22 protein-coding genes are annotated in these 20,382 nt (G+C 41.9%); 3 read left to right on the top strand and 19 right to left on the bottom strand.

The genetic code is table 11. The features are described 5' to 3' along the window. From H6G05_RS14015 to H6G05_RS13960, 12 genes are all read right to left on the bottom strand, one after another. On the bottom strand, nt 1–209 hold a 209-nt coding region (locus tag H6G05_RS14015; RefSeq protein WP_190578756.1), incomplete at its 3' end, for a hypothetical protein. Between the two features lie 115 nt (nt 210–324). Further along, nucleotides 325–546, bottom strand: a complete 222-nt coding sequence (locus H6G05_RS14010; protein ID WP_190578755.1) for an ACP S-malonyltransferase — start codon at nt 544–546, stop codon at nt 325–327. Then, nucleotides 543–914 carry a DUF433 domain-containing protein gene (locus H6G05_RS14005; protein ID WP_190578754.1) on the bottom strand — a complete coding sequence of 124 codons (372 nt, stop codon included), beginning with the start codon at nt 912–914 and terminating at the stop codon, nt 543–545. Before H6G05_RS14005 ends, H6G05_RS14010 begins: the two co-directional genes overlap by 4 nt. Nucleotides 915–999: 85 nt before the next feature. Then, nucleotides 1,000–2,619 carry a B12-binding domain-containing radical SAM protein gene (locus H6G05_RS14000; RefSeq protein ID WP_190578763.1) on the bottom strand — a complete coding sequence of 540 codons (1,620 nt, stop codon included), beginning with the start codon at nt 2,617–2,619 and terminating at the stop codon, nt 1,000–1,002. 117 nt (nt 2,620–2,736) lie between these two features. Continuing rightward, nucleotides 2,737–3,204 (bottom strand): DUF3598 family protein, encoded by a 468-nt coding sequence (locus H6G05_RS13995; RefSeq protein ID WP_199310537.1) that lies wholly within the window; start codon nt 3,202–3,204, stop codon nt 2,737–2,739. Nucleotides 3,205–3,298: 94 nt separating this feature from the next. Next, nucleotides 3,299–3,799 (bottom strand): nucleotide exchange factor GrpE, encoded by a 501-nt coding sequence (locus tag H6G05_RS13990; protein ID WP_190578753.1) that lies wholly within the window; start codon nt 3,797–3,799, stop codon nt 3,299–3,301. A 3-nt stretch (nt 3,800–3,802) separates the two neighbouring features. Further along, complete coding sequence (locus H6G05_RS13985; RefSeq protein ID WP_190578752.1) at nt 3,803–4,171, bottom strand: molecular chaperone DnaJ; 369 nt, start codon at nt 4,169–4,171, stop codon at nt 3,803–3,805. A 36-nt stretch (nt 4,172–4,207) separates the two neighbouring features. Then, nucleotides 4,208–6,718, bottom strand: coding sequence for a tetratricopeptide repeat protein (locus H6G05_RS13980; protein ID WP_190578751.1), 2,511 nt, complete (start codon nt 6,716–6,718; stop codon nt 4,208–4,210). A 6-nt stretch (nt 6,719–6,724) separates the two neighbouring features. Beyond that, nucleotides 6,725–7,264 carry a LysM peptidoglycan-binding domain-containing protein gene (locus tag H6G05_RS13975; RefSeq protein ID WP_190578750.1) on the bottom strand — a complete coding sequence of 180 codons (540 nt, stop codon included), beginning with the start codon at nt 7,262–7,264 and terminating at the stop codon, nt 6,725–6,727. 32 nt (nt 7,265–7,296) lie between these two features. Next, nucleotides 7,297–9,516 carry an Hsp70 family protein gene (locus H6G05_RS13970; RefSeq protein ID WP_190578749.1) on the bottom strand — a complete coding sequence of 740 codons (2,220 nt, stop codon included), beginning with the start codon at nt 9,514–9,516 and terminating at the stop codon, nt 7,297–7,299. 54 nt (nt 9,517–9,570) lie between these two features. Continuing rightward, nucleotides 9,571–9,780 carry a hypothetical protein gene (locus tag H6G05_RS13965; protein ID WP_190578748.1) on the bottom strand — a complete coding sequence of 70 codons (210 nt, stop codon included), beginning with the start codon at nt 9,778–9,780 and terminating at the stop codon, nt 9,571–9,573. Between the two features lie 37 nt (nt 9,781–9,817). Continuing rightward, entirely contained in the window at nt 9,818–10,888 is a 1,071-nt protein-coding gene (locus tag H6G05_RS13960) for an FAD-dependent monooxygenase (RefSeq protein ID WP_190578747.1), read from the bottom strand. Between the two features lie 323 nt (nt 10,889–11,211). Here H6G05_RS13960 and H6G05_RS13955 point away from each other — a divergent pair, with 323 nt between their 5' ends. Then, nucleotides 11,212–11,928 carry a phytochelatin synthase family protein gene (locus tag H6G05_RS13955; protein ID WP_190578746.1) on the top strand — a complete coding sequence of 239 codons (717 nt, stop codon included), beginning with the start codon at nt 11,212–11,214 and terminating at the stop codon, nt 11,926–11,928. A gap of 10 nt (nt 11,929–11,938) precedes the next feature. Here H6G05_RS13955 and H6G05_RS13950 read toward each other — a convergent pair whose 3' ends face one another. The 3 genes from H6G05_RS13950 to H6G05_RS13940 form a co-directional block, all read right to left on the bottom strand. After that, a complete protein-coding gene (locus H6G05_RS13950; RefSeq protein ID WP_190578745.1) occupies nt 11,939–12,562 on the bottom strand; it encodes a Vat family streptogramin A O-acetyltransferase in 624 nt (207 codons plus the stop codon). Between the two features lie 113 nt (nt 12,563–12,675). Then, complete coding sequence (gene lipB, locus H6G05_RS13945) at nt 12,676–13,362, bottom strand: lipoyl(octanoyl) transferase LipB (RefSeq protein ID WP_190578744.1); 687 nt, start codon at nt 13,360–13,362, stop codon at nt 12,676–12,678. Between the two features lie 89 nt (nt 13,363–13,451). Next, the gene (locus H6G05_RS13940; protein WP_190578743.1) at nt 13,452–14,504 is read right to left on the bottom strand and encodes a FecR family protein; all 1,053 of its coding nucleotides are present in this window, start codon (nt 14,502–14,504) and stop codon (nt 13,452–13,454) included. Between the two features lie 98 nt (nt 14,505–14,602). Between H6G05_RS13940 and H6G05_RS13935 the strand changes: the two genes are divergently transcribed. Continuing rightward, nucleotides 14,603–15,394, top strand: a complete 792-nt coding sequence (locus H6G05_RS13935; protein WP_190578742.1) for an ABC transporter ATP-binding protein — start codon at nt 14,603–14,605, stop codon at nt 15,392–15,394. Nucleotides 15,395–15,731: 337 nt separating this feature from the next. Further along, entirely contained in the window at nt 15,732–16,532 is an 801-nt protein-coding gene (locus tag H6G05_RS13930) for a hypothetical protein (RefSeq protein WP_190578741.1), read from the top strand. Nucleotides 16,533–16,668: 136 nt separating this feature from the next. Here H6G05_RS13930 and H6G05_RS13925 read toward each other — a convergent pair whose 3' ends face one another. The 4 genes from H6G05_RS13925 to H6G05_RS13910 all read right to left on the bottom strand — a co-directional run bounded on the left by H6G05_RS13925 (nt 16,669) and on the right by H6G05_RS13910 (nt 20,208). Continuing rightward, entirely contained in the window at nt 16,669–17,400 is a 732-nt protein-coding gene (locus H6G05_RS13925) for a DevA family ABC transporter ATP-binding protein (RefSeq protein ID WP_190578740.1), read from the bottom strand. A 182-nt stretch (nt 17,401–17,582) separates the two neighbouring features. Then, nucleotides 17,583–17,825, bottom strand: coding sequence for a response regulator transcription factor (locus H6G05_RS13920; RefSeq protein ID WP_190578739.1), 243 nt, complete (start codon nt 17,823–17,825; stop codon nt 17,583–17,585). Nucleotides 17,826–17,854: 29 nt separating this feature from the next. Then, nucleotides 17,855–19,027, bottom strand: coding sequence for an ABC transporter permease DevC (devC, locus tag H6G05_RS13915; RefSeq protein WP_190578738.1), 1,173 nt, complete (start codon nt 19,025–19,027; stop codon nt 17,855–17,857). Continuing rightward, the gene (locus H6G05_RS13910) at nt 19,024–20,208 is read right to left on the bottom strand and encodes an ABC exporter membrane fusion protein (protein ID WP_190578737.1); all 1,185 of its coding nucleotides are present in this window, start codon (nt 20,206–20,208) and stop codon (nt 19,024–19,026) included. Before H6G05_RS13910 ends, devC begins: the two co-directional genes overlap by 4 nt. Between the last annotated feature and the right edge of the window lie 174 nt (nt 20,209–20,382).

Raw genomic sequence — 20,382 nt, 5'->3', positions numbered from 1 at the left:
TTTTTCGTCGTGGTTTTGATTTCCTGCGTCACTTCATCTTTGACCTTCATCTCAATTCCGAGGCTTTCTTCAACTCCATTAAATTTTTGTCCTGTACTTAGATTATATAAATAAAAAAGAGCCTTCAGATCATCAAGAGATTTAGGTGTAGTTATTCCATTTTGACTTGGTATGATACTTTGAGTTTCAGAAGCTTGATTGTCGGACATAACTAATATAGGTATAGATTTTGTGAAAGAATTATAACATGAAATATATTACCAACTGAGAGATCAAAATTAGCAATTGCAAACACAGATAACAAATTTAAATTATTCTCTTTATTTATAAATTTTTATCTTTCATACTGCGATTTGCCGTGAGCAAAATCATCTGTTTTTCTTGAGCTAAACGCCAAACCACCCTGTCATTGCTATTGATCGCTAAATCAACCTCCGCAAAATTGACAAACTGAATTGGCAGAATATCCAGCCAACCCTGACTAGCGATCGCCCCAAATAAAACAAGAGCATGACCCTTGAGATTGTGATCGATCAAGAAAATCATACCTTTAGCTCACGATGCGATCGCATTTTCTCAAGCTTTTTCCAAGCAGCCTCATTACCAGTTTTTACCTTTGCAGCAGTACTAATTAGGCGATCGCGATTTTGATTAGCATAATATATTTGAAGCTCTTCAGTTTCCCGAACTACTTGAGCATACTCAGCTTCCACCGCATCACGATTTAGCTCAATGTAGGATAGAGCCGCATTAATTTGCTCATCCGTAAGCTCAAACAAACCTTGGATAAACTTAGCAGGATATTGAGCTTTCACATAGTCCATCACATCATAGAGAGTAATCCTTGTACCAGATATTGTTAGCCCTCTCTCAGTAAGGATAATCGCTACTTTTACATTGGATTGAGAAATCATTTGTCTAGCCTCCTATAGCGTAGCTCCATACTACATTTATTCTCAAAGCGATCGCAAGTCTAAACTAGCGACTCAGCAACACTTTTCAGTGAGCAAAAGAAGTTTCTCGATGCTTGATCAACGTCTCCACAGGCAAAGCACTCCGCAGATGTTGCCAAGGTAAAACTTGATTCACATCCCAATCCTCATGCACATACCAAGCAAGGGGCGGCAACTGTCCGCGTAATTCCTTAAAGGCGCGTTTGTAAGAACCATCACTCGGTACATCCCCATCGCTATAGCTGCAAGCCAAAATCAATAACTTAGTCAAACGGCGATCGCCTCTCGAAATAAGCGCTTGCACCAGCGAATCTTTGTAACTCTCAGGACGAAAATCAATCCCTTTCGGTAATAGCTTCTTACGGAAATACTGCATCTTCTTCTCAGCGGTCGTGCTGACACCCTGCCACTGCCAAGGAGTATGGGATTTCGGAACAAAGGTACTACAACCAAAAGTAATCTTTAATTTTGGTGCAATTTTACGCAGGGAAACTAGCATCTCAATCGTTTGCTCGATATCATCATCATTTTCCATCGGCACACCTGCCATCCCGTAGAGCTTCAGAGACTTCAAACCACCAGCCTGAGCATTGATCGCCGCTTGCTTGATTTCATCATTATGCAACTTCTTATTAATGATTTCCCGCAAACGTTCAGAACCACTTTCGATCGCAATGGTCACGGAACGACTATCACGGGTAGAGAGAATTCTTGCTAATTTCTCTGTCAGTGTATTGGTACGCACCGAGGCAAGACTGAGGCGCACATCATCAAACTGCGGCTGGGCGAGATGATCCAGTAAAGTATCAAATTCAGGATGTTGGGTAATCGATGCACCGAGCAAACCTAGACGTTTGGTTACAGTTAGCCCTTTCGCGATCGCAGGCATCAGACTTGACTCCAAACTCGCTGTCCGAAAGGGAAGCGTGAGATAACTCGCTAAACAGAAGCGACACATCTCTGGACAACTCCGCACCACTTCCACCATAAAGATACTTTCCCATGCTGCTTTTTCAGTCACAACTGTGGAAGCTGATAGCGTATTGCCTTTGTAGGTTTGTTTATGAACTGTGGCAGGAATATCCGAATCGATGGGCTGAATGGAAGCGATCGCGCCATCTTCGGATTCGTAGGTAACTGCATAGAACTGCGGAACATATATGCCATCTAGTTTTGCTAAATGGCGTAATTTTATTTCACGGCTAGCATGACGTACTTCTTGATAAGCATTGAGGAAGTTCCCAATTAATTCTTCGCCATCACCGAGTAGCACAATATCAAACCATGCAGCAAATGGTTCAGGATTGGCGGTGAGGACTGGTCCCCCACCAAAAACTAATGGATGCTCATCAGTGCGATCGCAGGTATCAATGGGAATCTCAAATTTTTTTAATGCGGCAAGAATATTGACGTAATCCAGTTCCCACGAAAATGAAAAGCCCAAGATCTCAATTTGGCGCGGTAAATCCTCATGGGCATCGGTAAACCAACGACTGACATTAACTTGCGATCGCGTGGCTAGGTTTGCCCAAACTCCTTGATAGCCTAAGCTGGTGATTCCTACGGTGTAGGTATTTGGGAAAGCAAAGACAATATTTACTGCATCATGGTCTGGTGTAGTGGGGTCAAATAGTAAATATTCGGACTGAAAATAGGATTGATTCAAGGTTTCGGCAATAGATCGCAATATCGCTATTATGCCAGCAATTTTTGATCGCTGAACCAACAACCATTTTGAAAAGTGTTGCTTTGCAACACTTTTCAAAATGGTTGTTGGTTCTAGTTAAGCAATCCGCGTTTCCTCAATAAAGGAAATCCCATCAAAAACACCATCCTTAAAGGCTTGGGTGCTACGAACGCGATGATTTTCGCTTAGTAAAGTCATTGTTTCTATAAACGTAATGAGCGCACCATCTTGAGTCTTATTTGCCCGAAAGCAAACTAAATCCTGACCTGCATCCCATGCGATCGCCGAAAAATCAGAATAGCTGCTCGAACGCATTTTCAAAATCCGATCCTCAAATTGCCCTTCAAAATCAAGCTGAAGGCGGGAACCATCGGCGTATTCGTACTTGTTTACCTGTTGATACTGATTACCTGCGATCGCGATCGTAAAGCTGCCGACAAAGCTCCGCGAAAAATGTCCCTGCTTATCAGTTTTAATATATTCGCCTTTCCAAGTACCAATATGACGGGTAAATATTTCAGGAACTTGTTCTAAATCTGGAGCAATTTCAGAGGTTGTCATCATTTAATTTGTTTTTTCTAAACAACTTTGTATCTCTTGTTAACGCAACACCTATGCCAAACCAATATTTGTCCTGATTGTGCAAGGTTATAAACCGTTAGACATCATTTTTCGGATTTGGGTATTTAGCCACTATAACTTCTGCCGATCGCAAAACTTTATCCCCATTCATATAACCAGTTTTAAGAGTTTTCACAAGCGATCTCTCTGGTAAATCATCACTATTTTCAGAATCAATAATGCGACATAGCTTTATATCAACAGTTTCTTTTTCGGGAATGACAATTGGATAAACATCTCGTTTTTGCAACGTTGCCAAAAGTTTACGTTGAATAGAACCAATTAACCGAGGTAAACGTTGATGACTTTCTGGTAGAGCTTCAATGCTGTTTTCTAAAGATGTTGTCAAATTATCAAGAGTATCAATAACTTCTAGCAGTTCTAGAAAAAAAGCATCTTTTTCAGCTTCAATATCATTTCTGTTATTACGAATATCTTGCTTTAATTTTGCATTTTCTTTCTGTAAACTACCGATATCCTGCACAAGACGTTCTCGTAATTCTGTATCAATAACAAAGTTTGCATTTTGATTACTCATTATCTATTCCTCAAAATCTAAAGTAAGTGAGTCTGCTAAGGTTTTACCGATTTGAATATCAAGTTCAGAGACATTTTTAATAGTGCGAATTGTATCGTGTAGTCCTTCAAATTCAGGCAAAATTTCTAGAGTTGGCAGTTCTTCTTGTAAAGCTGATAAATCTGAGCGCTGAAATCGTTGCAGCGTTGGTAAGATCGGACGTAAAAAATCGGCAACTAATCGCTCCTCTGATTTCATTAGAGCTTTTTGAGCTTTGGCGATCGCATCAATGGGATAAGCTTTTTGTTTCATCGCTGTTGCCATTGCTTTCGTTATCTCAGATTTAGATGATGCTGAGGTTAAACCTAAAATATCGTAAGGGTTGCGTTCCATAAGTATCTTTAACTAACTTTGCTGGTTTTAAGGTTACTAATTTACTAGATCGGGGACTAACTTGGTAATCCAGCCAACTACTTGCATTCTCTCCCCATAACTGATCCTGCCTGTTCTATCGCCTTCTTGCAAGATACTAAACAACACTTCAGCTAATGTTTGTTTGACTTCACGATTACCAGAACGCATAGCGCGATTGACTGCGCTCTCGATCTCACCTCTCTTTAGGAATTGATGAACTTCTTGATTTGCCATTACTACTTCTATACGATTAACTAAATCTCGATAAACGGGATTACTGGTATCAATATCATTTAATTCACGGAGTCTAGACAGACCCTGTTGAGGTGTAATTTTATCTTGAGCAATTTGCGTCCGAATTTCTTCAGTTTTGCACTCAGTGTAAAAGTTTTTAGCTAATTTGCTAGAAGTGACTTCTAGCCATGATTTAGCAAATGTTATTTGATCTTTTTCATCTAATCCGCGCACTATTGATTCACATAGACGATCTATTTCATTAAGCCATTCGGAATTTTTTTGAATTGACTGTTTGAATTGCTTGGCTAATTTCAGAGCATTTTGCCATTGATTTTTCTTCAGTAAGTGGCAAGCTTCAAAATAAGAGAGCATAGCTTGGGCGTTATCGAAATGCTCTTTGTGATTCAGATATCCAGAATTCTGATGTTTTAGTTGTAAGCCTCGTTCAATGTCTCCATCGAGACAGGCGGCGATCGCTATTCCTAATGGAGTATAAAGAAGTGGTGATTGAAAAATTGTCGGTAAAAGTTTATGTTGATTTTGCAGATCAATCATGGACTTTGTAAGATTCTCATTTGACTTCTCGAATTGATGTAAAAAGTTCACAGCGCTAGGCAAAATCGAAGTTGAGCCTAGATTAAGGATTTGTTTAAATGGACTATTGAGAAAATTCAACGTATATCGGTCAAGGCGTTGCCAGTCGCGTAATTGCATATAGGAATTGAGATCATGACCTTTAAAACGATCCAATACGCGATCCCAAAGTTCTTCGAGTTTTTGCTTGAGTTGCAATCGATTTGGGGTTGAATTACCCAACCAAGGCAAATTACTTAATGACGGATCATCTGACAGATTGGCGATCGCAGTTCCCCAACTAGCATTAAATTCCATCATCAAGTCGAGATTTGGATACGCTGTATTCATCGCGCAATAGTAGGCAGCAACAGCCCAATTATGTAAACTTTGTAAGTTGGGACGTTCTAACCAAATAGAACGAGTTTTTTCTAGCAAAGTATTCCAGTTGATATCAGTCTGTTTCCATGCTTCCGAATCTAGTCGCGGGAGAATATGATTTTCTAAATTCTCTCGAATGACTTCGGCTTGAGGATGACGCTCTAGGGCTTTGTGACTTACCTCGGCTGCTTTTTCAAGATCACCACGATCAACAAATTTCTCGATCGCCTGCAAGTTCAAAAGATAAGCTTTTTGCCTAATAATGTTCAATCTTGAGCGCTGAGTATTTAATTCAGAAGATCTAAGTCCTTGCCATTCTCTTGTATTGTCATCATAATTCTGTTGCTTGGCAAATATAAAACCACGCAAATAACTGGCGCGATCGCCATTCAAACCATCGAGAAAACCTAATGCGTGTTCCCAATTTTCCTGTTTACAAGCAACAATGACTTGGCGAAAGCGACATTCTAATAGATCTGGCATTAGCTTATAAGCTTTGGTATAGCAATCTAAAGCTAGATCTAGTTCTCTAGATTTTTCGTGCTGCAACCCTTGCTGGAAAATTGTCTTAGATTCGAGAATGCGCTCAAGATTGCGTAAAAACTTTTGTCCATCTTCACGGGGGAAAGAGGCGATCGCCATTCTTGCGGATTGAAAAGCTTTTGGAAAATCAGCTTGCTGACAGTAAGATTTAGCATTTTTTAATTCTTGGCAATATTGCTTTTCAGCGATTACGCTTGACTTGCAAATCGCAATTAGTCCATTTAGTTCATCTGTGCTGTAAAGTTTTTGAGCTTCTTCATAAATTGGCAATGCTCTTAGAAAATATTTAACTAAAGCATTTGCCTGTGCATCTTCAAAAAGCTCTAACCAATATTTACGTTGTTGTAGCTCAAAACTATAGGACTTTATCTGCTCATTAACTGCGGGATCGAATAGTAAATTTTTAGCCATCTGTAAGCAATTAAGCGCTTTCTCTAAATTTTCATATTCTTTAGGATCATCAGAAACTAAGGCAAGTAGATTATTCCCTTCTTGAGTTAGGCGTTGGGCATTTTGCATTTGCCCACTCCATTTCTTTAAAGATTCTTCTAGCTCGCGCAAAAGATCGCTAAGAAACCATTTACGAAATAACTGTTCCCAAAAGTTAGGATTCAGACTCCATAGACGTGTTCCACTGTTAGCAAGCTGAATTGCTTCTTTGAGTCGCCTTGTTTTAGCCAGTTCCTCTGATTTAATGAGGAAATCTTTTGTTTGATTGGCGCGATCGCGAATATCGATGACACCAACACCACAGCAAATCCTTGTCAATGAATTGATTAGCATCATTACCATAGATAATTATTTCCCTTTGCAATTTGTTGGAATATTTAGCTTTTCACCTACCTCTAGATCATTTTGCCTGCCAACTAAAGAACGATTAGCAATTACCAAATCACGCCAATATAAATCATTTCCACAAAAACGAAGTGCTAGAGTCTCTAACGCATCACCTGTCTGCACAGTATAGGTTTGTGGCAATGATATTTTTGGCGAAGGTGGGACGATTGGACTAGAAGTGATTGCGAGTGGAGTTGGCTGTGCAACTTTTTCAGGAATTTGAGATATTAGAGTCGATTGGAATAGTGAGTAACCAGTCCAGCCTCCGATAGCAAAACCAATTGCTATACCCAGCAAAACTAATAGCCAAATTTTTGGGAAATTGGATTTCTTGGGAATAGTTTGAATGTTCTCAATATCTGTAACGTTTGTCGCCTCTAAAATTGGCAACTCTAAAAGCGATCGCAACAAAGACACATCCGTATCACAATTGGGACAGATGCTTTTTTGTAGGTCTTGATAACCACAGACAGGACAATTAAGTTTGATAGATTCAGTCATGTGAACTCTTCCAAAAATAGAATTGAATAAAACTAGCGAGACAAACCTGTACTGATTGCTGCCGAAGACATTGGCGTATCAACATAGCGCTCCACCATAGGGAATAGATCCTCTACTATTCTGGATACCTGCATATCTTGATTGTTTTTCATCGCTGTAATCAATCTATCGAGCTTACTTGCCATAACTTGACTCTCTGATGGATTGATTTGATTTGCCTTACGCACTCCTGTCATCAAAAGACCAATTAAAGTAACGCGCTCAGGTAGATTATTAATTTCCTGTCGAACACGCTCAAGAGAAACCTGCATTCCTGAAATATTGTTTTTATCAATTGCCTCTTGTAGTTCTTGTAACAACCTTTGTAATCTTTGATTCTGTGCAGTAGGTATTAACTCTCCACAGAGTCTGAGCAATATTTCGATTTCATTGATGTATAGTTCAGCATCCAATCGTTCTTCGGACATCATGACCTTCAGAGATTCAAGTTCTTGTTGTGCTGCTTGACGCATATCAGGACGAACATCACCCGTCTTTTTATCGACAATCCGATTAGCAGATTTGACAACAGCAGAAATTTTTTCCGTAGCGGCAGCAACTCCAATCTTGGTTAAACCAATTTCATTCAGTGCTTGAATCATCGACTCTATTTCATTAAGCACCTTCTCATCACCGTCACCTCGTGAAAACTGGCAAGATACACTCACGCTGGGATCATTCTTTAAATGAGCATGAACTTTGAGCGGACTATCTTTTTCATCTAGTTCTAAAAAAGTCTGAATCTCTGTTCCTTTTGGGTAGTCCTGCTCCAATGACAGCCAAGCCTCTCCAATTTTTTCATCGTTGCTCTTACCATCAATATCTTTGCTCACTTCATCAGGGCTAAAGAATTGAAAATGTATCAACCTTTGTCCATCATCAACTAACTTAAAAGTATGTGAAGTTTGGACTGGTAGAACATCACCACGCCGAATAATGAGATATCGCGGATCATCAACTAATTTGATGCAATAATCCCGCGCCACAGTACCCACTTTATCAATTCGCCCCGCCGCAACAATTGCTGCACCTTCAGCGATCGCATACATCGGGCGTGGATGAATCACAACTTTCTCATTGCCAAATGTAGCCCTCACCTGTGCTTGCACGTAAGGAATCTGCGATGAACCACCAACCAAAAGCACTACATCCACTAAATCAGGCGTGTATTCTGATAACTGCAAAGCCTCATGACAAATCTGAATTGTTCGCGCCACCAATGGTTTAATCATCTGCTCAAACTGCGATCGCGAAATCTCCACTTCTACAGGAATCCCAATCCCTAAGTCATCTTTGAGAGGTGTAGAAGGCGCAATTATTGTAGATGTAGATTTACTCAACTCCACCTTCGCTTTTTCACAAGCCAACTTGAGATCGGCAATGAACCGTAATTTCTCATAGTGAGGCATTTTGTCAATCAGGTGATCGATATCTCTGATACCTTCCTGTTTAGCAACTTGTTCCTTCACAAATTGAGTCAACTTGAGATCCACATCATCGCCACCGAGCCAAAGATCTCCCGCCTTACCTTGCTCAATAAACTGAGTTCCGTTCGCCACAATGAGAGAAGCATCAAATGTCCCACCACCAAAGTCATAAACCAAAATTGTTTTGACATCATCACTATCTGGCTTAAATCCATAGGAAATCGCCGCCGCCGTTGGTTCTGATAGCAACTCTAAAGGGGTCAATCCTGCTTTGTAAGCAGCCGATCTCGTGGCATTTTTCTGTTTGTCATTAAAATAAGCAGGAATTGTAATCACTGCCTGATTAATCACTTCATTTTGTTTGCCAAGGCGATCGCGGCGATAAGCAACCGCATTACTCACAACTTTTTTAAGAATTTCTGCGGAAATATCTTCAGGTGAATGTTCCTTACCGCCCATCCAAACACCAATGCTATTTTCAGTACCATCGCTGGGTGCTGTAACCTTGTATGCACATTTCGATTTATGCTCTTGCACCTTCGGATCAGCAAAACCACGCCCGATTAATCGCTTGATCGAATTAATCGTGTTTTCTGGACTATGCCCCAGATTGTTGTACGCAGGTTCCCCCACCTTAATTTGATTGTCGATGCAGCTAACAATTGATCTAGTGAGCTTACGCTCAGGAGAAGTGTTATCCGATCCTGTAACAATTTCCACCCCAACTTCGCTAAACGCACCAACTGAGTTGGTTGTCCCTAAATCAATGCCGAGCGCTTTACTCATGATAATTTATGCCTATTCCACTGAAAATTTTACCAGTAAAATGAAACAAACAAACTAAATAGTCTCAAAATTTTCTGGTAGCGTTAATCTCTGCCCCAAAAGCAGGGTTATCCCACCGCGATCGCGAAGATGGGAGATCTGGCTCCTGCTGGCTCTAGAGGGGTTGTCGTTGTCAATAATTTTCTCAGCCAGACGGGAAGAGAGACTTTTAACGGGGAGAACCATACCTTGCAAAGGAATGCAAATGCCGATATTGTCATTCACTTGAATTTGTGATGCTGCGGATGTGTATAGGGTAATATTAACGACGACCGATTTTTCGACTCACTTCTCGACTGGTACGTTGATATTCATGGACAATCGGCAATCTCTCGGTCTGGTATTTTTCGAGCGCTTCGGAAATACTGGCGCTAGATTTGAGATATTGCGTTAACAACAAACCATCTTCCCATCCAGAAGTCATGCCTCTAGCACGAGTAGAACTCTTTGCATGAGCCGCATCACCAATTAAAAGCACGCGACCATCGTATAACTGTGGTAAGGGATCGATATCGTAGGAGTAACGACAAATCATAGTTTCTAGAGGCGTTGATTCAATTACCTTTCGGGCATCTTCTGGAAGTTTCGCTAACTCTTGAGCAGGAATATTTGTATTAGTTGGCTGTAGCATTCCCTTCTCAGTATCCGTTTGCTCTGTTTCGATAAAGAATCCCCAATGAGTATGAGTATCGTCAATATGAAAGAAATTTGCATAAATGCCTCGACCACGTACATAAACAAAAAAGTTGCCTTCGGGACAGAAGCTATGATCTTCAACAATTCCGCGCCAAACGAGATCCCCTAAATAGTTAAGCTCAACATCGGGAACGACAGACTGACGCACCTTAGAGAGAATCCCATCCGCACCAATAATTAAATCTCCTTCCCATTGACTGCCATCTTTAAAATGGGCGATCGCACTACGATCAGTTTGAGTGATTGCTGACAATTGAGCATTAAATTTAATCCGATCAGTTGGTAAAGTATCGAGAATTGCTTCTAAAATTGCCTTGCGGTGGACGAGCATTCCTGGTAGTTCATCTTCCGCATAGGTAACAGCTTCTGAATTGATGAATCCACCCTTAAGATTGCGGAACTCAAATAATTTAACAGGGTTACCAGCTTCAATAATTTTTTGAGTAATTTTTGGGTTGCCCTCATGCAACGCTTTCATTCCCGATTGGACGATCAGAATGCCACATCCATCGGTACGGACTACTGGTGCTTTCTCAAATAAGGTAACCTGAAATCCTTCTTGAATGAGTAAACTGGCAAGATAAGCCCCTGATGTTCCTGCGCCGATAATACCTATCTTGCTGTTGGTAGAAACCATTGATGTCTCTTTTCGATTATGTTTGATTTGGCATTGTTCTAATCATAATCAATATTTCTTTATCTGTCAGGTTTTTGTGTTTTATGTAACATATTTAAAGTAGCTCAAGTGTGTGTCGTCCGCCTAGAGAGCGACACACACTTCTAAGTTTATGCTGAGCTACTTATTATTTTGGACAAACTCAAAAGAGAGTGGCAGCGCGTAGCGCCGCCACTCTCTTTTGGTTAAATGTCTATAGCTATATAATTTTGGCAAGATTTCCCTAAATAAGTAGCCGATCTTTTCACTTTTTATCAAACGATTAGTTGTTCAAAATAAAGTGTATGAAACTTTCTACAATTACTATCCAAGCTTTAATTTTGGGCTTATCGATTGGAGGTTCCAGTCTTGCTCAAACCCCCGAACTTCCGCCAAATTTAATTCCATTTAACTCTGCTGAAGGTGAAAAGCTATTAATTAACAGTCAGAATCGAACAGATTATTTTCCTTTGAGTATCCACTTTATCACGCAGCAAAATCAAGCTTTTTGCGGAGTAGCTAGCATGGTCATGGTGCTGAATGCTTTGAATGTTCCTGCCCCTAAATCACCCGAATATCCGAATTTTCGTACTTTTACTCAAGACAACTTTTTTAATAATGAGGCAACGCGCAAAGTTACATCTGCGAATGCTATTCGTCGCCGAGGCATGAATCTAGGTACATTGGCTAAATTACTGGAAAGCCACGATGTTAAAGTCAAGGTCTATCATGCCTCTAGCACTAATTTGGCAGAATTTCGCCAGTTAATCGCCGATAATCTCAAACAGTCCAACAACTTTGTCATCGTCAACTACTTGCGAAAAGCCATTAAACAAGAAAGTGGCGGACATATTTCACCGATCGCAGCCTATGACAGAGCAACAGATCGTTTTTTGATTCTTGATGTTTCTCGCTATAAATATCCACCAGTTTGGGTGAAAGCAGAAGAGTTATGGCAAGCTATTGACACTGTTGATTCTGATGGTGGCAAGACAAGAGGTTTTGTCTTAGTGAGTCGATAGATTTCTAGGCTTAAATACAGGTTTGCAAGGTTGCGATATCCGCGCTCACAATCTGATCCAGATTTCTGGTGATCTTCTCCATGTCCCAATTCCACCAAGCGATTTCCAGTAACTGGGCGATCGCTTGATCTTCAAATCTTTTACGAATCAATGTCGCAGGATTTCCACCAACGATCGCATAGGGTGGCACATCTTTAGTAACCACAGATTTAGAGGCAATAATCGCGCCATCACCGATCTTCACTCCTGCCATAATCACCGCTTCATAGCCAATCCACACATCATTCCCAATTACAGTATCGCCTTTGTAAGGAAATTCCAGATTTTGCGGTTTCCACTCATTCCAAAAGATTTGAAATGGATAGGTAGAGATGCCTGACATACTATGATTTGCGCCGTTCATGATAAATTTTACGCCACGAGCGATCGCGCAAAATTTACCGATAATCAGCTTGTCGCCAATAAAGTCAAAGTGATAGAGAACATTGCGCTCAAAGTTTTCCGAGTCTTCAGGATCGTCGTAATAGGTGTAGTCGCCGATAATGATATTCGGATTAGTAACTGTGTTCTGAATAAAGCAGACTTGAGGAAATCCTTGCATCGGATGAGGATTTTGGGGATCTGGATAGTTCATAGATGTCACTCACACTAAATTACAAAATGGCATAGCCATTTTGTAATTTTAAAATCTTTCTGTAGTCCACTTCAGTAGACTTGAGCTTTTAGCCAAGAACTTGAGTTCTTGGCTTACTGAATTACATCAACAAGGATTTGCATGTTTAAATCAAATATTTTGCCAAAGCTTTGGGCGATCGCCTCTTTTACCTTTACAAACTTAATATCTGGTACAAACTGATCAAGATTGCAAACTTGGCAATCGGTAATTCCACAAGGCACAATGCGATCAAATCCTGATAAGTCCATGTTTATATTTAACGCAAATCCATGCATGGTGATCCATTGACTAACCTTGATGCCAACTTGAGCGATTTTTTGATTTTGACCTGCGTTATTAATCCATACACCAGTTAAGCCTTGAATGCGTTGCGAAGCCACGCCAAAGGTAGCCAATACCTGAATAATGACTTCCTCAAGTTGGCGCAAGTACCAATGTAAATCGCGTTGATGATAGTCAAGATTTAAGATGGGATAGGCTACTAATTGCCCGATCGCATGATGGGTAACTTCGCCGCCGCGCTCGATGCGATGGCATTCAATATCAGGATCATCAGGACTAAATTTTAAAAATTCTAAGCTCGATCCTTGACCAAGTGTATAAACAGCAGGATGTTCAACTAGTAATAAAACATCGGGTAGGGCTTTCCCCTCTCGTCTTGCTTGTTTGCGCTCCTCAACGAGTTTTTTTTGCCATTGCCATGCAGTTAGGTAGGGAATGGGGCGATCGCCTTGGTAGAGAAAACAAGTTCGATTCATATTAAAAGCTTAAATAACGATAGAAAAATAGGTAAGGGATGGGCGGCGCGAAGCGCCGCCCATCCCTTACCATGATAAATCCTTGTGAATTAAAAAGGAAATCTTGGAATGCTGGGGATAGGAATACTGGGTGTGGGGATACCTGGAATCGAAATGGGGAAATTCACACCTGGAAATAGACCATTAAAAACTGAACGGACTTTATCAATTCCAGGAATTTGATTGGTAAAGCCCTGAAATAGATTGCCTTGGAGTAGTCTTACAAACTCATTCTCTGTCAGTTGTTTAATTGTTCCCAACACACCTCCCTGACTAACTTCAACCTTTTCGCCAGCTTTTAGGACAACTTCATCTGATTGATCAGCAGGCTGTGAGTCCTCTTCAATTTTGAGTATCGGTTTGTCATTGGCTGGCTTTCCATTAAGAGGATCTACAGATTGTCCTCCCTGTTGAGGATTCGTTGTTGGTAATACTGGTCTTGTTGGTACAGTTGGTGTTGTAAATTGCTTTACCTTGGGCGCTATAGCAGGAGAAATGGTATTGGGCTTCGACTTGCTTGGTGTTACTGATTTAGTTGTCGGTTTAGTTGTTGGCTGATTTGTGGGTTTAACTGTTGTTTGCTCGTCATCTTCATCAATGATGGGAATTGCATTGCGCTTGACTACGACTTCACCTTCTAATACAGTGACCTGTTGATTGCCTGACTCATCCACTTCTAGCAAATAAGTTGTACCGCGTACCCCTGTCGTAATCGATGATGAGCAGGCATTAACTGCACCATTAATTAAAATCGTTCCCTTTCTTAATCGAGCGCATTGCCCAATACTTAGTACTGAATTAGCAGACAGCCGAGCGACTGCTCCAGTATTAAACAAAAGTGCAGTTCTGGAATTACCAGTGCGGACTTGCTGCTTCTGTTTTGCTACATCATTGAGAGATGCTCGCTTATTTTGAATAAAAACTTGATTTCCATCAAGAATTTCCTGCACCGTAGCTTGGGTTGATTGTGCAGATACGGGGGCAATCTGTGGAGCCGCTAGCGCAAAAATGCATAAACCTGTCAAGAAAAAGGCAAGTCGCTTTCGGTGAGGCTGTCTAACAACTCCCTGTATAGAATTTTGCAAATGGTTCCATAAGTACATATGTGATTGATCTCCCTAATTGAGCTTGAGACAGGGTTTAATGAATTGAAGGTTGCGTCCCAATTTCTCGATCTCTAATCGCAAAAGACAGTTACATTATGCAAAAGGTTTCATTAACATCTGAGATAGTTACCAATAATAGTTTGATTTCAACCGCTCAGGTGAGTTACCAAACTAAATTTCGCACACTTTTGACGAATGTTTCAGTAGCGATCGCTCAAGGGAGCAAAACTGCGCTAATTGGCGCAACGGGATCGGGCAAAACGACATTTTTACGGTTGCTTAACCGTTTGACCGATCCATCGGTGGGGACTATTTTTCTCAACGGTAAAAATATTCAAGAAATTCCAATTCAGACTTTACGGCGAAGGGTGATGCTAGTGCCACAGGAGCCGAGCTTGTTGGGGATGACTGTGCATGAGGCGCTTAGTTATCCGCTCAAGCTGCAAAATTTCTCTCAGAGTGAAATTGATGGGCGATCGCAAAAATGGATTGACAAACTGCAAATCGATCGCAAGTTACTCAATCGCTCAGAGCTAGAGCTATCCCTCGGTCAAAGACAATGGATGGCGATCGCCAGAGCTTTAATTATGGAGCCAGAGGTGCTCTTACTGGATGAACCAACTTCAGCTTTAGATCGGGGTTTATCACATTTGCTATTAGATACCTTAACTGAGCTAACGCAACTACCCCAGCCTGTCACCGTCGTGATGATTAACCATCAACTCGATCTAGTCCAAACATGGTGCGATCGCCTCATTTGTTTGCATAAGGGAGAATTAGTGCAGGATGCTGAGGCGAGTCTGATCAATTGGCAAGAGATTGATGATTTATTAAGACGCGATACAAGTTCAGGTCAAGATGGTGAATCAGTGGATGACTGGACTTAATGCGCCAAGCTCATCACTGAATTATTTGTTTGAGACAATATCAACGTGACGTATAGGGTGATTAGGCGGAAATTTGACTTTCGGGCTAAATCGCCTATAGTCAGATTAGACAGAAAGTTTCCGTCTAATACATAGTTAGCTGGATTTTTACATAGTTCTTAAACTTGCTTTCAAAATTTATATTTTTAGATGATTAGTTTCTATAGTCTGCTAGCAGACTATAGAAACTAATTTAATAAAGTCAAATAAAATTGAGAACGCAAATTGTTGCAGACTAGGCAAAAGGTTCAACCTAGAGACCAAACCATCTAATTAGCTTTAAGGAGAGAAAGCGACCATGAATATTTTCCAAAGAATGGGGCAAGGGGTAACTCATTGGGCTTATCAATTGGGGCATAGTACTTCTGATGCGTTTCATAACTCTGTTGAGGCAACAGAAAATGCGTTCAACTATATAAAATCTACTGTTGATGATGCCATCAATACTGGACAGACAGAAATTGCTAGAGCCATAGCAGGTAAAAAAGCAGAAGAGTTCTCGGAAATTATCGAATCGATCCGAACTCTTTGGCCTGAAATAGAATCTGATTTAGGTTCTCAACTTGTACTTCTAAATGAAGCAGCTTCTTATAGGGCTGTTTCATACATTAATCCTACTCTTGCACAGTCAAGCTATCAGCCACATCATCAATCTGAAATTGTTGATGTAATGACTAAGTTCGCTAATCTGCCAGGTATGCACGCTTTGCTAGCACAATGTTATAACTTAGGAATGAAATCGTGGGGATTAGAATTTGCAGGGGATGCTGGATTGATTCTTTCAGGATCGTTCGCTTCTGGGGTCTATGCAGATATTCTGAATCCGTCAGAATGTCAAACAGTTGCTGTCTTTGGAGTAGGTATTGGTATAACTGTGGGTGCTGGTTTGGGCGGAGTATTTGTTCTAAATAAGTCCCCTGCCAAACAATGTACTGGTTCTTCTTTTTCAGTAGTGGTAGAAGCCATCTATGGTGGAGGGGCTGAATCTGAAATTGAATTTGACTTGCCTGACTTTTCGTTTTCAGGCATTGCATTTGCGCCTAAGGCTGGAATTGAGATCAATATTTCTGCGGGTGCTTCATATACCATCAAGTCCTAGCCCAGCTAACATTGCGGTGCAGCGGATTAAAGAGAGCCATTGGTGCTGAGCTTGGGGCTATTCAGAACCGCTGACCGCAACCGCTAGACCGAAGCACTCTACAAATATTCTCATCTCCTGTATCTTCTCAAATTTCTTATCTGTTTATCGAGTTATTGATGAGATTACCATCCTCCATTTCTACAATGCGATCTGCAACATCCAAAATGCGATTGTCGTGGGTAACTAGCAAAATCGTACAGCCCTGCTCCTTAGCTAGGGTTTGCATCAAGTTCACCACATCCCGCCCAGATTTACTATCCAGAGCCGCCGTTGGTTCATCGGCTAGGACTATTTTGGGATGGCTTACGAGCGCACGGGCGATCGCTACCCGTTGCTTTTGACCACCCGATAGATCATCAGGATAATAGTCTAAGCGATTACCCAGCCCCACATGATCGAGCATGGCAGCAGCGCGATCGCGCATTTCTTGCAGCGAAAGATGATTATGTAATTCCAGTCCCATTTTCACGTTTTGCAAAGCCGTTAAACTATGGTGCAGGTTATGGGCTTGGAAAATATAGCCATTGTTTCGACGCGCAAGGGTTAGAGTTTCGGCACTGGCTCCACATAGTTCTTGTCCTAAGACCTTTAAACTTCCCTCTTGAGCTGATCGCAAGCCGCCGCTTAAGGTCAATAATGTGGTTTTTCCTGAGCCTGAAGGACCAGTCATGATCACAATTTCACCCGCATTAATTTCCAAATTAATATCAAATAGAACCTGCTTGCGTAATTGTCCATGTCCAAAGAAATGATTGAGATTTTGGACAGTGATTACAGGGGCTTTGGTTGGATCGCGATCGCTCTCATTGGCTATTAATGTTTGCATGGGTTTGTGTAGGGATGTTGGGTTGTCAAAAATCTGGTTTTAGAACCTATTTAAGAATTGCTTTAGATCCCCCCAGCCCCCCTTTTTAAGGGGGGAGAATCAAATTCTTCCCCCTTAAAAAGGGGGATTGAGGGGGATATCTTAGAGTTTTTGACCGCAGGAAGTAATTCTTAAATGGTTTCTTAAACTAATTGGTTGCGAACAGCAAAAACTGCGGCTTGCACGCGATCGCTTACGCCCAATTTGTTGAAAATGCCATTGACATGGGACTTAATCGTATTGAGACTGAGATAGAGATGAGAAGCAATTTCAGGGTTGCTTTTGCCCTCGACAATCATGGTAAGCACTTCAAATTCTCTTTCCGTAAGTTTAAAGCGATAGGAACCTGAATGAGGTTGAGTTAGCGAAGATAGGGATGATGCCATAATCGTGAATCCTTAAAAGCTAGAAATCTTTAAAACATATCAGCAGGGTCGGCAGATTGCAGTCGGCGCGTAGCGATCGCCCCTGAAAGAACGCACATAGCGACAGTAAGCATAAAAACCGTTGTAGCTCTTGCCGCAGTCATGGCGATCGGTAAGGCGGTTGCCCCTGCGGCGAGGCTATACAACCCAATCGGGATAATCACTCCTGGGATGAATCCCAAGAACGCGAGAATGATCGCCTCTTCAAACACGATCGCTAGCAAATATTGATTGCGATAGCCCATCGCTTTAAAGGTGGCGTATTCCTTGATGTGGCTATTAACATCGGTGGATAGCACCTGATAAACAATTACCACTCCCACCACAAACGCCATCGCCGTTCCTAATCCAAAAATGAATCCAATCGGGCTTTCTGTCTTCCAAAAGCTCTCTTCAAATTCAATGTATTCCGCATGGGTTAGAACTCTGACATCATTGGGCAAATAGGCTTTTAACTCGGTCGCAACTTGCTTAGGGTCATAGCCAGACTTGACTTTAACTAGTCCTAAACTAATGCTTGCCACATCACGTTTGGGAAAGAAATGCAGAAAAGTCTGATCGCTAACCACCACAATACCATCGGCTCCAAAGGATGCGCCCAGACTAAACAGCCCTGTAACTAACACGTTACGGCGATCAACTTCAGTTTGAACGGGTTTGCCCTGTTCGACGATCGCGATCGCCTTTGTGTAATCGCCCCTCGACTTGCGATCGAATAGCACGCGATCGGGAATTTTGATTTTGTCGAGTTGCTGATTAATTTCAGGCAGATTCAACGCTGGCTTTTCAGGATTAAAGGCGATCGCCTGTACAGAAGTTTCTTTACGACTATCAGGATTTTTCCAAGTAATGATATTGGAATAAAAGGCTTCAGCCGAATCTACACCTGCAATATCCTTAGACTGGTAGAGTCTGCGGCGTGAAAATGTACTCAAATTTTGGGTGTTCCGAGCTTGAGGGCTAACCAACACAATATCGGCATCCAGAGAGCGGCTGAGCTTTGTATTGCTGTCGTACAAAGCGCTTTGAAATCCCAGTTGCATAAACATCAACACATCTGCAAAAGCAATTCCCGCGATCGCTACCATCAAACGCCCACGCTCGCGCTTCAGTTGCAACCACCCCAAGGGAGTTCGGCGTTGAATTTGTTGGATCATGCTCATTGCTCAATCTCCATTGTCACTTGCAAATTCGTAAACTTCGCCGCCCTTTTGCTCGAATCCCGATCCAGTACGACATGGACTTCCACAACTCGACCATCAATATTCGTACTCGGATCGCTATTGACAATGGTTTGCCGCTTTACCTGCGAATCAATGCGCTCGACCTTACCTAGCAATTCGCCAGCGATCGAATCGCTAAAAATCTTGACCCTTTGATTGGGCTTGACCTTTTGGATATCACTTTGATAAACCTGCGCGATCGCATACATTTGCTGCGTCTTGCCAATGGAAACAATGCCATCACTAGAAACAACTTCACCAGCGCGAGTATGAATTTCTAACACCTCACCAGCGATCGGTGCTTTGACATAGGCTTGATCAAGATTTGCTTTCGCCTGTTTCATGGCTGCGATCGCCCGATCGACCTCCGCCTGATTTGCCTCCACATCCACCGCACGCACTTCCGCCACCCGCGATAAATTTGCCTCCGCCTGATAAATTTGAGCAGGGCTAGTATTCTGAATCCGATTTAATACCGCTTTGGCTTCCTGTACGTTGCGCTGAGCCGTATTCAGGGTTAATCGCTTACTATCAAGAGTCGAGTTAGAAATCGCCCCCTCCCTTGCCAACTGTTGATAGCGATTAAATTCTAATTCCGCATTTTGCAATTCCGAATTCAGGCGATCGACGGTTGCCGCTTGTGCTTCCACATCTCCCTGACGCTGAGCTTGCAAGCGCACAATTTCTGCACGTTGAGCATTGATTTCCCCCTGCTTTGCTCCTGCTTGGGTAATCGCTAACCTTGACTGGGCTACCCGCACATCTTCTTGAGCCTGTTCATAGGCAGCCAGCAAGCGATCGCGACTATCGAGAATCGCAATTATCTGTCCGACCTGTACGCGATCGCCTTCTTGCACCAGTAATTTCTCTAATCGATTGCTATTAGTCGAGTTTGCCGAGAGCTTAATTACTTCTCCCTGCGGTTCTAAACGACCTAATGCTGTCACCGTATTACTTTTAACGGGAGCAATTACCGTTTGGCTCGCTGCCGATTGACTAGCCTGCGATCGCCAGACTCCATACCCCACCCCGCCAAACACCACCACACCAACCGCAGCCGCAACCCCAAACCAGCGTTGAGACTTAATACCCGACCCACCATCAGAAGAACTTTGCAGCATGGCGACACCCTAATAAAACTAAACAGTTTCGTTTTCTTTTAAACTAAACTAAACAGTTTCGTCTAGTTTGTCAAGGGGGTATGATAGAAATATCAAGAGGCGAGAAAAAGCGATCGCTTTTTCTCGCCTCTTGCGAAATAATTTATCCAAGTAAATCTGAATCGCGCAAAGCGA

It is taken from the genome of Phormidium tenue FACHB-1050 (assembly GCF_014696925.1).
Lineage (GTDB): Bacteria > Cyanobacteriota > Cyanobacteriia > Pseudanabaenales > Pseudanabaenaceae > Pseudanabaena.
This window is presented reverse-complemented; position numbering and strand designations above follow the sequence as displayed.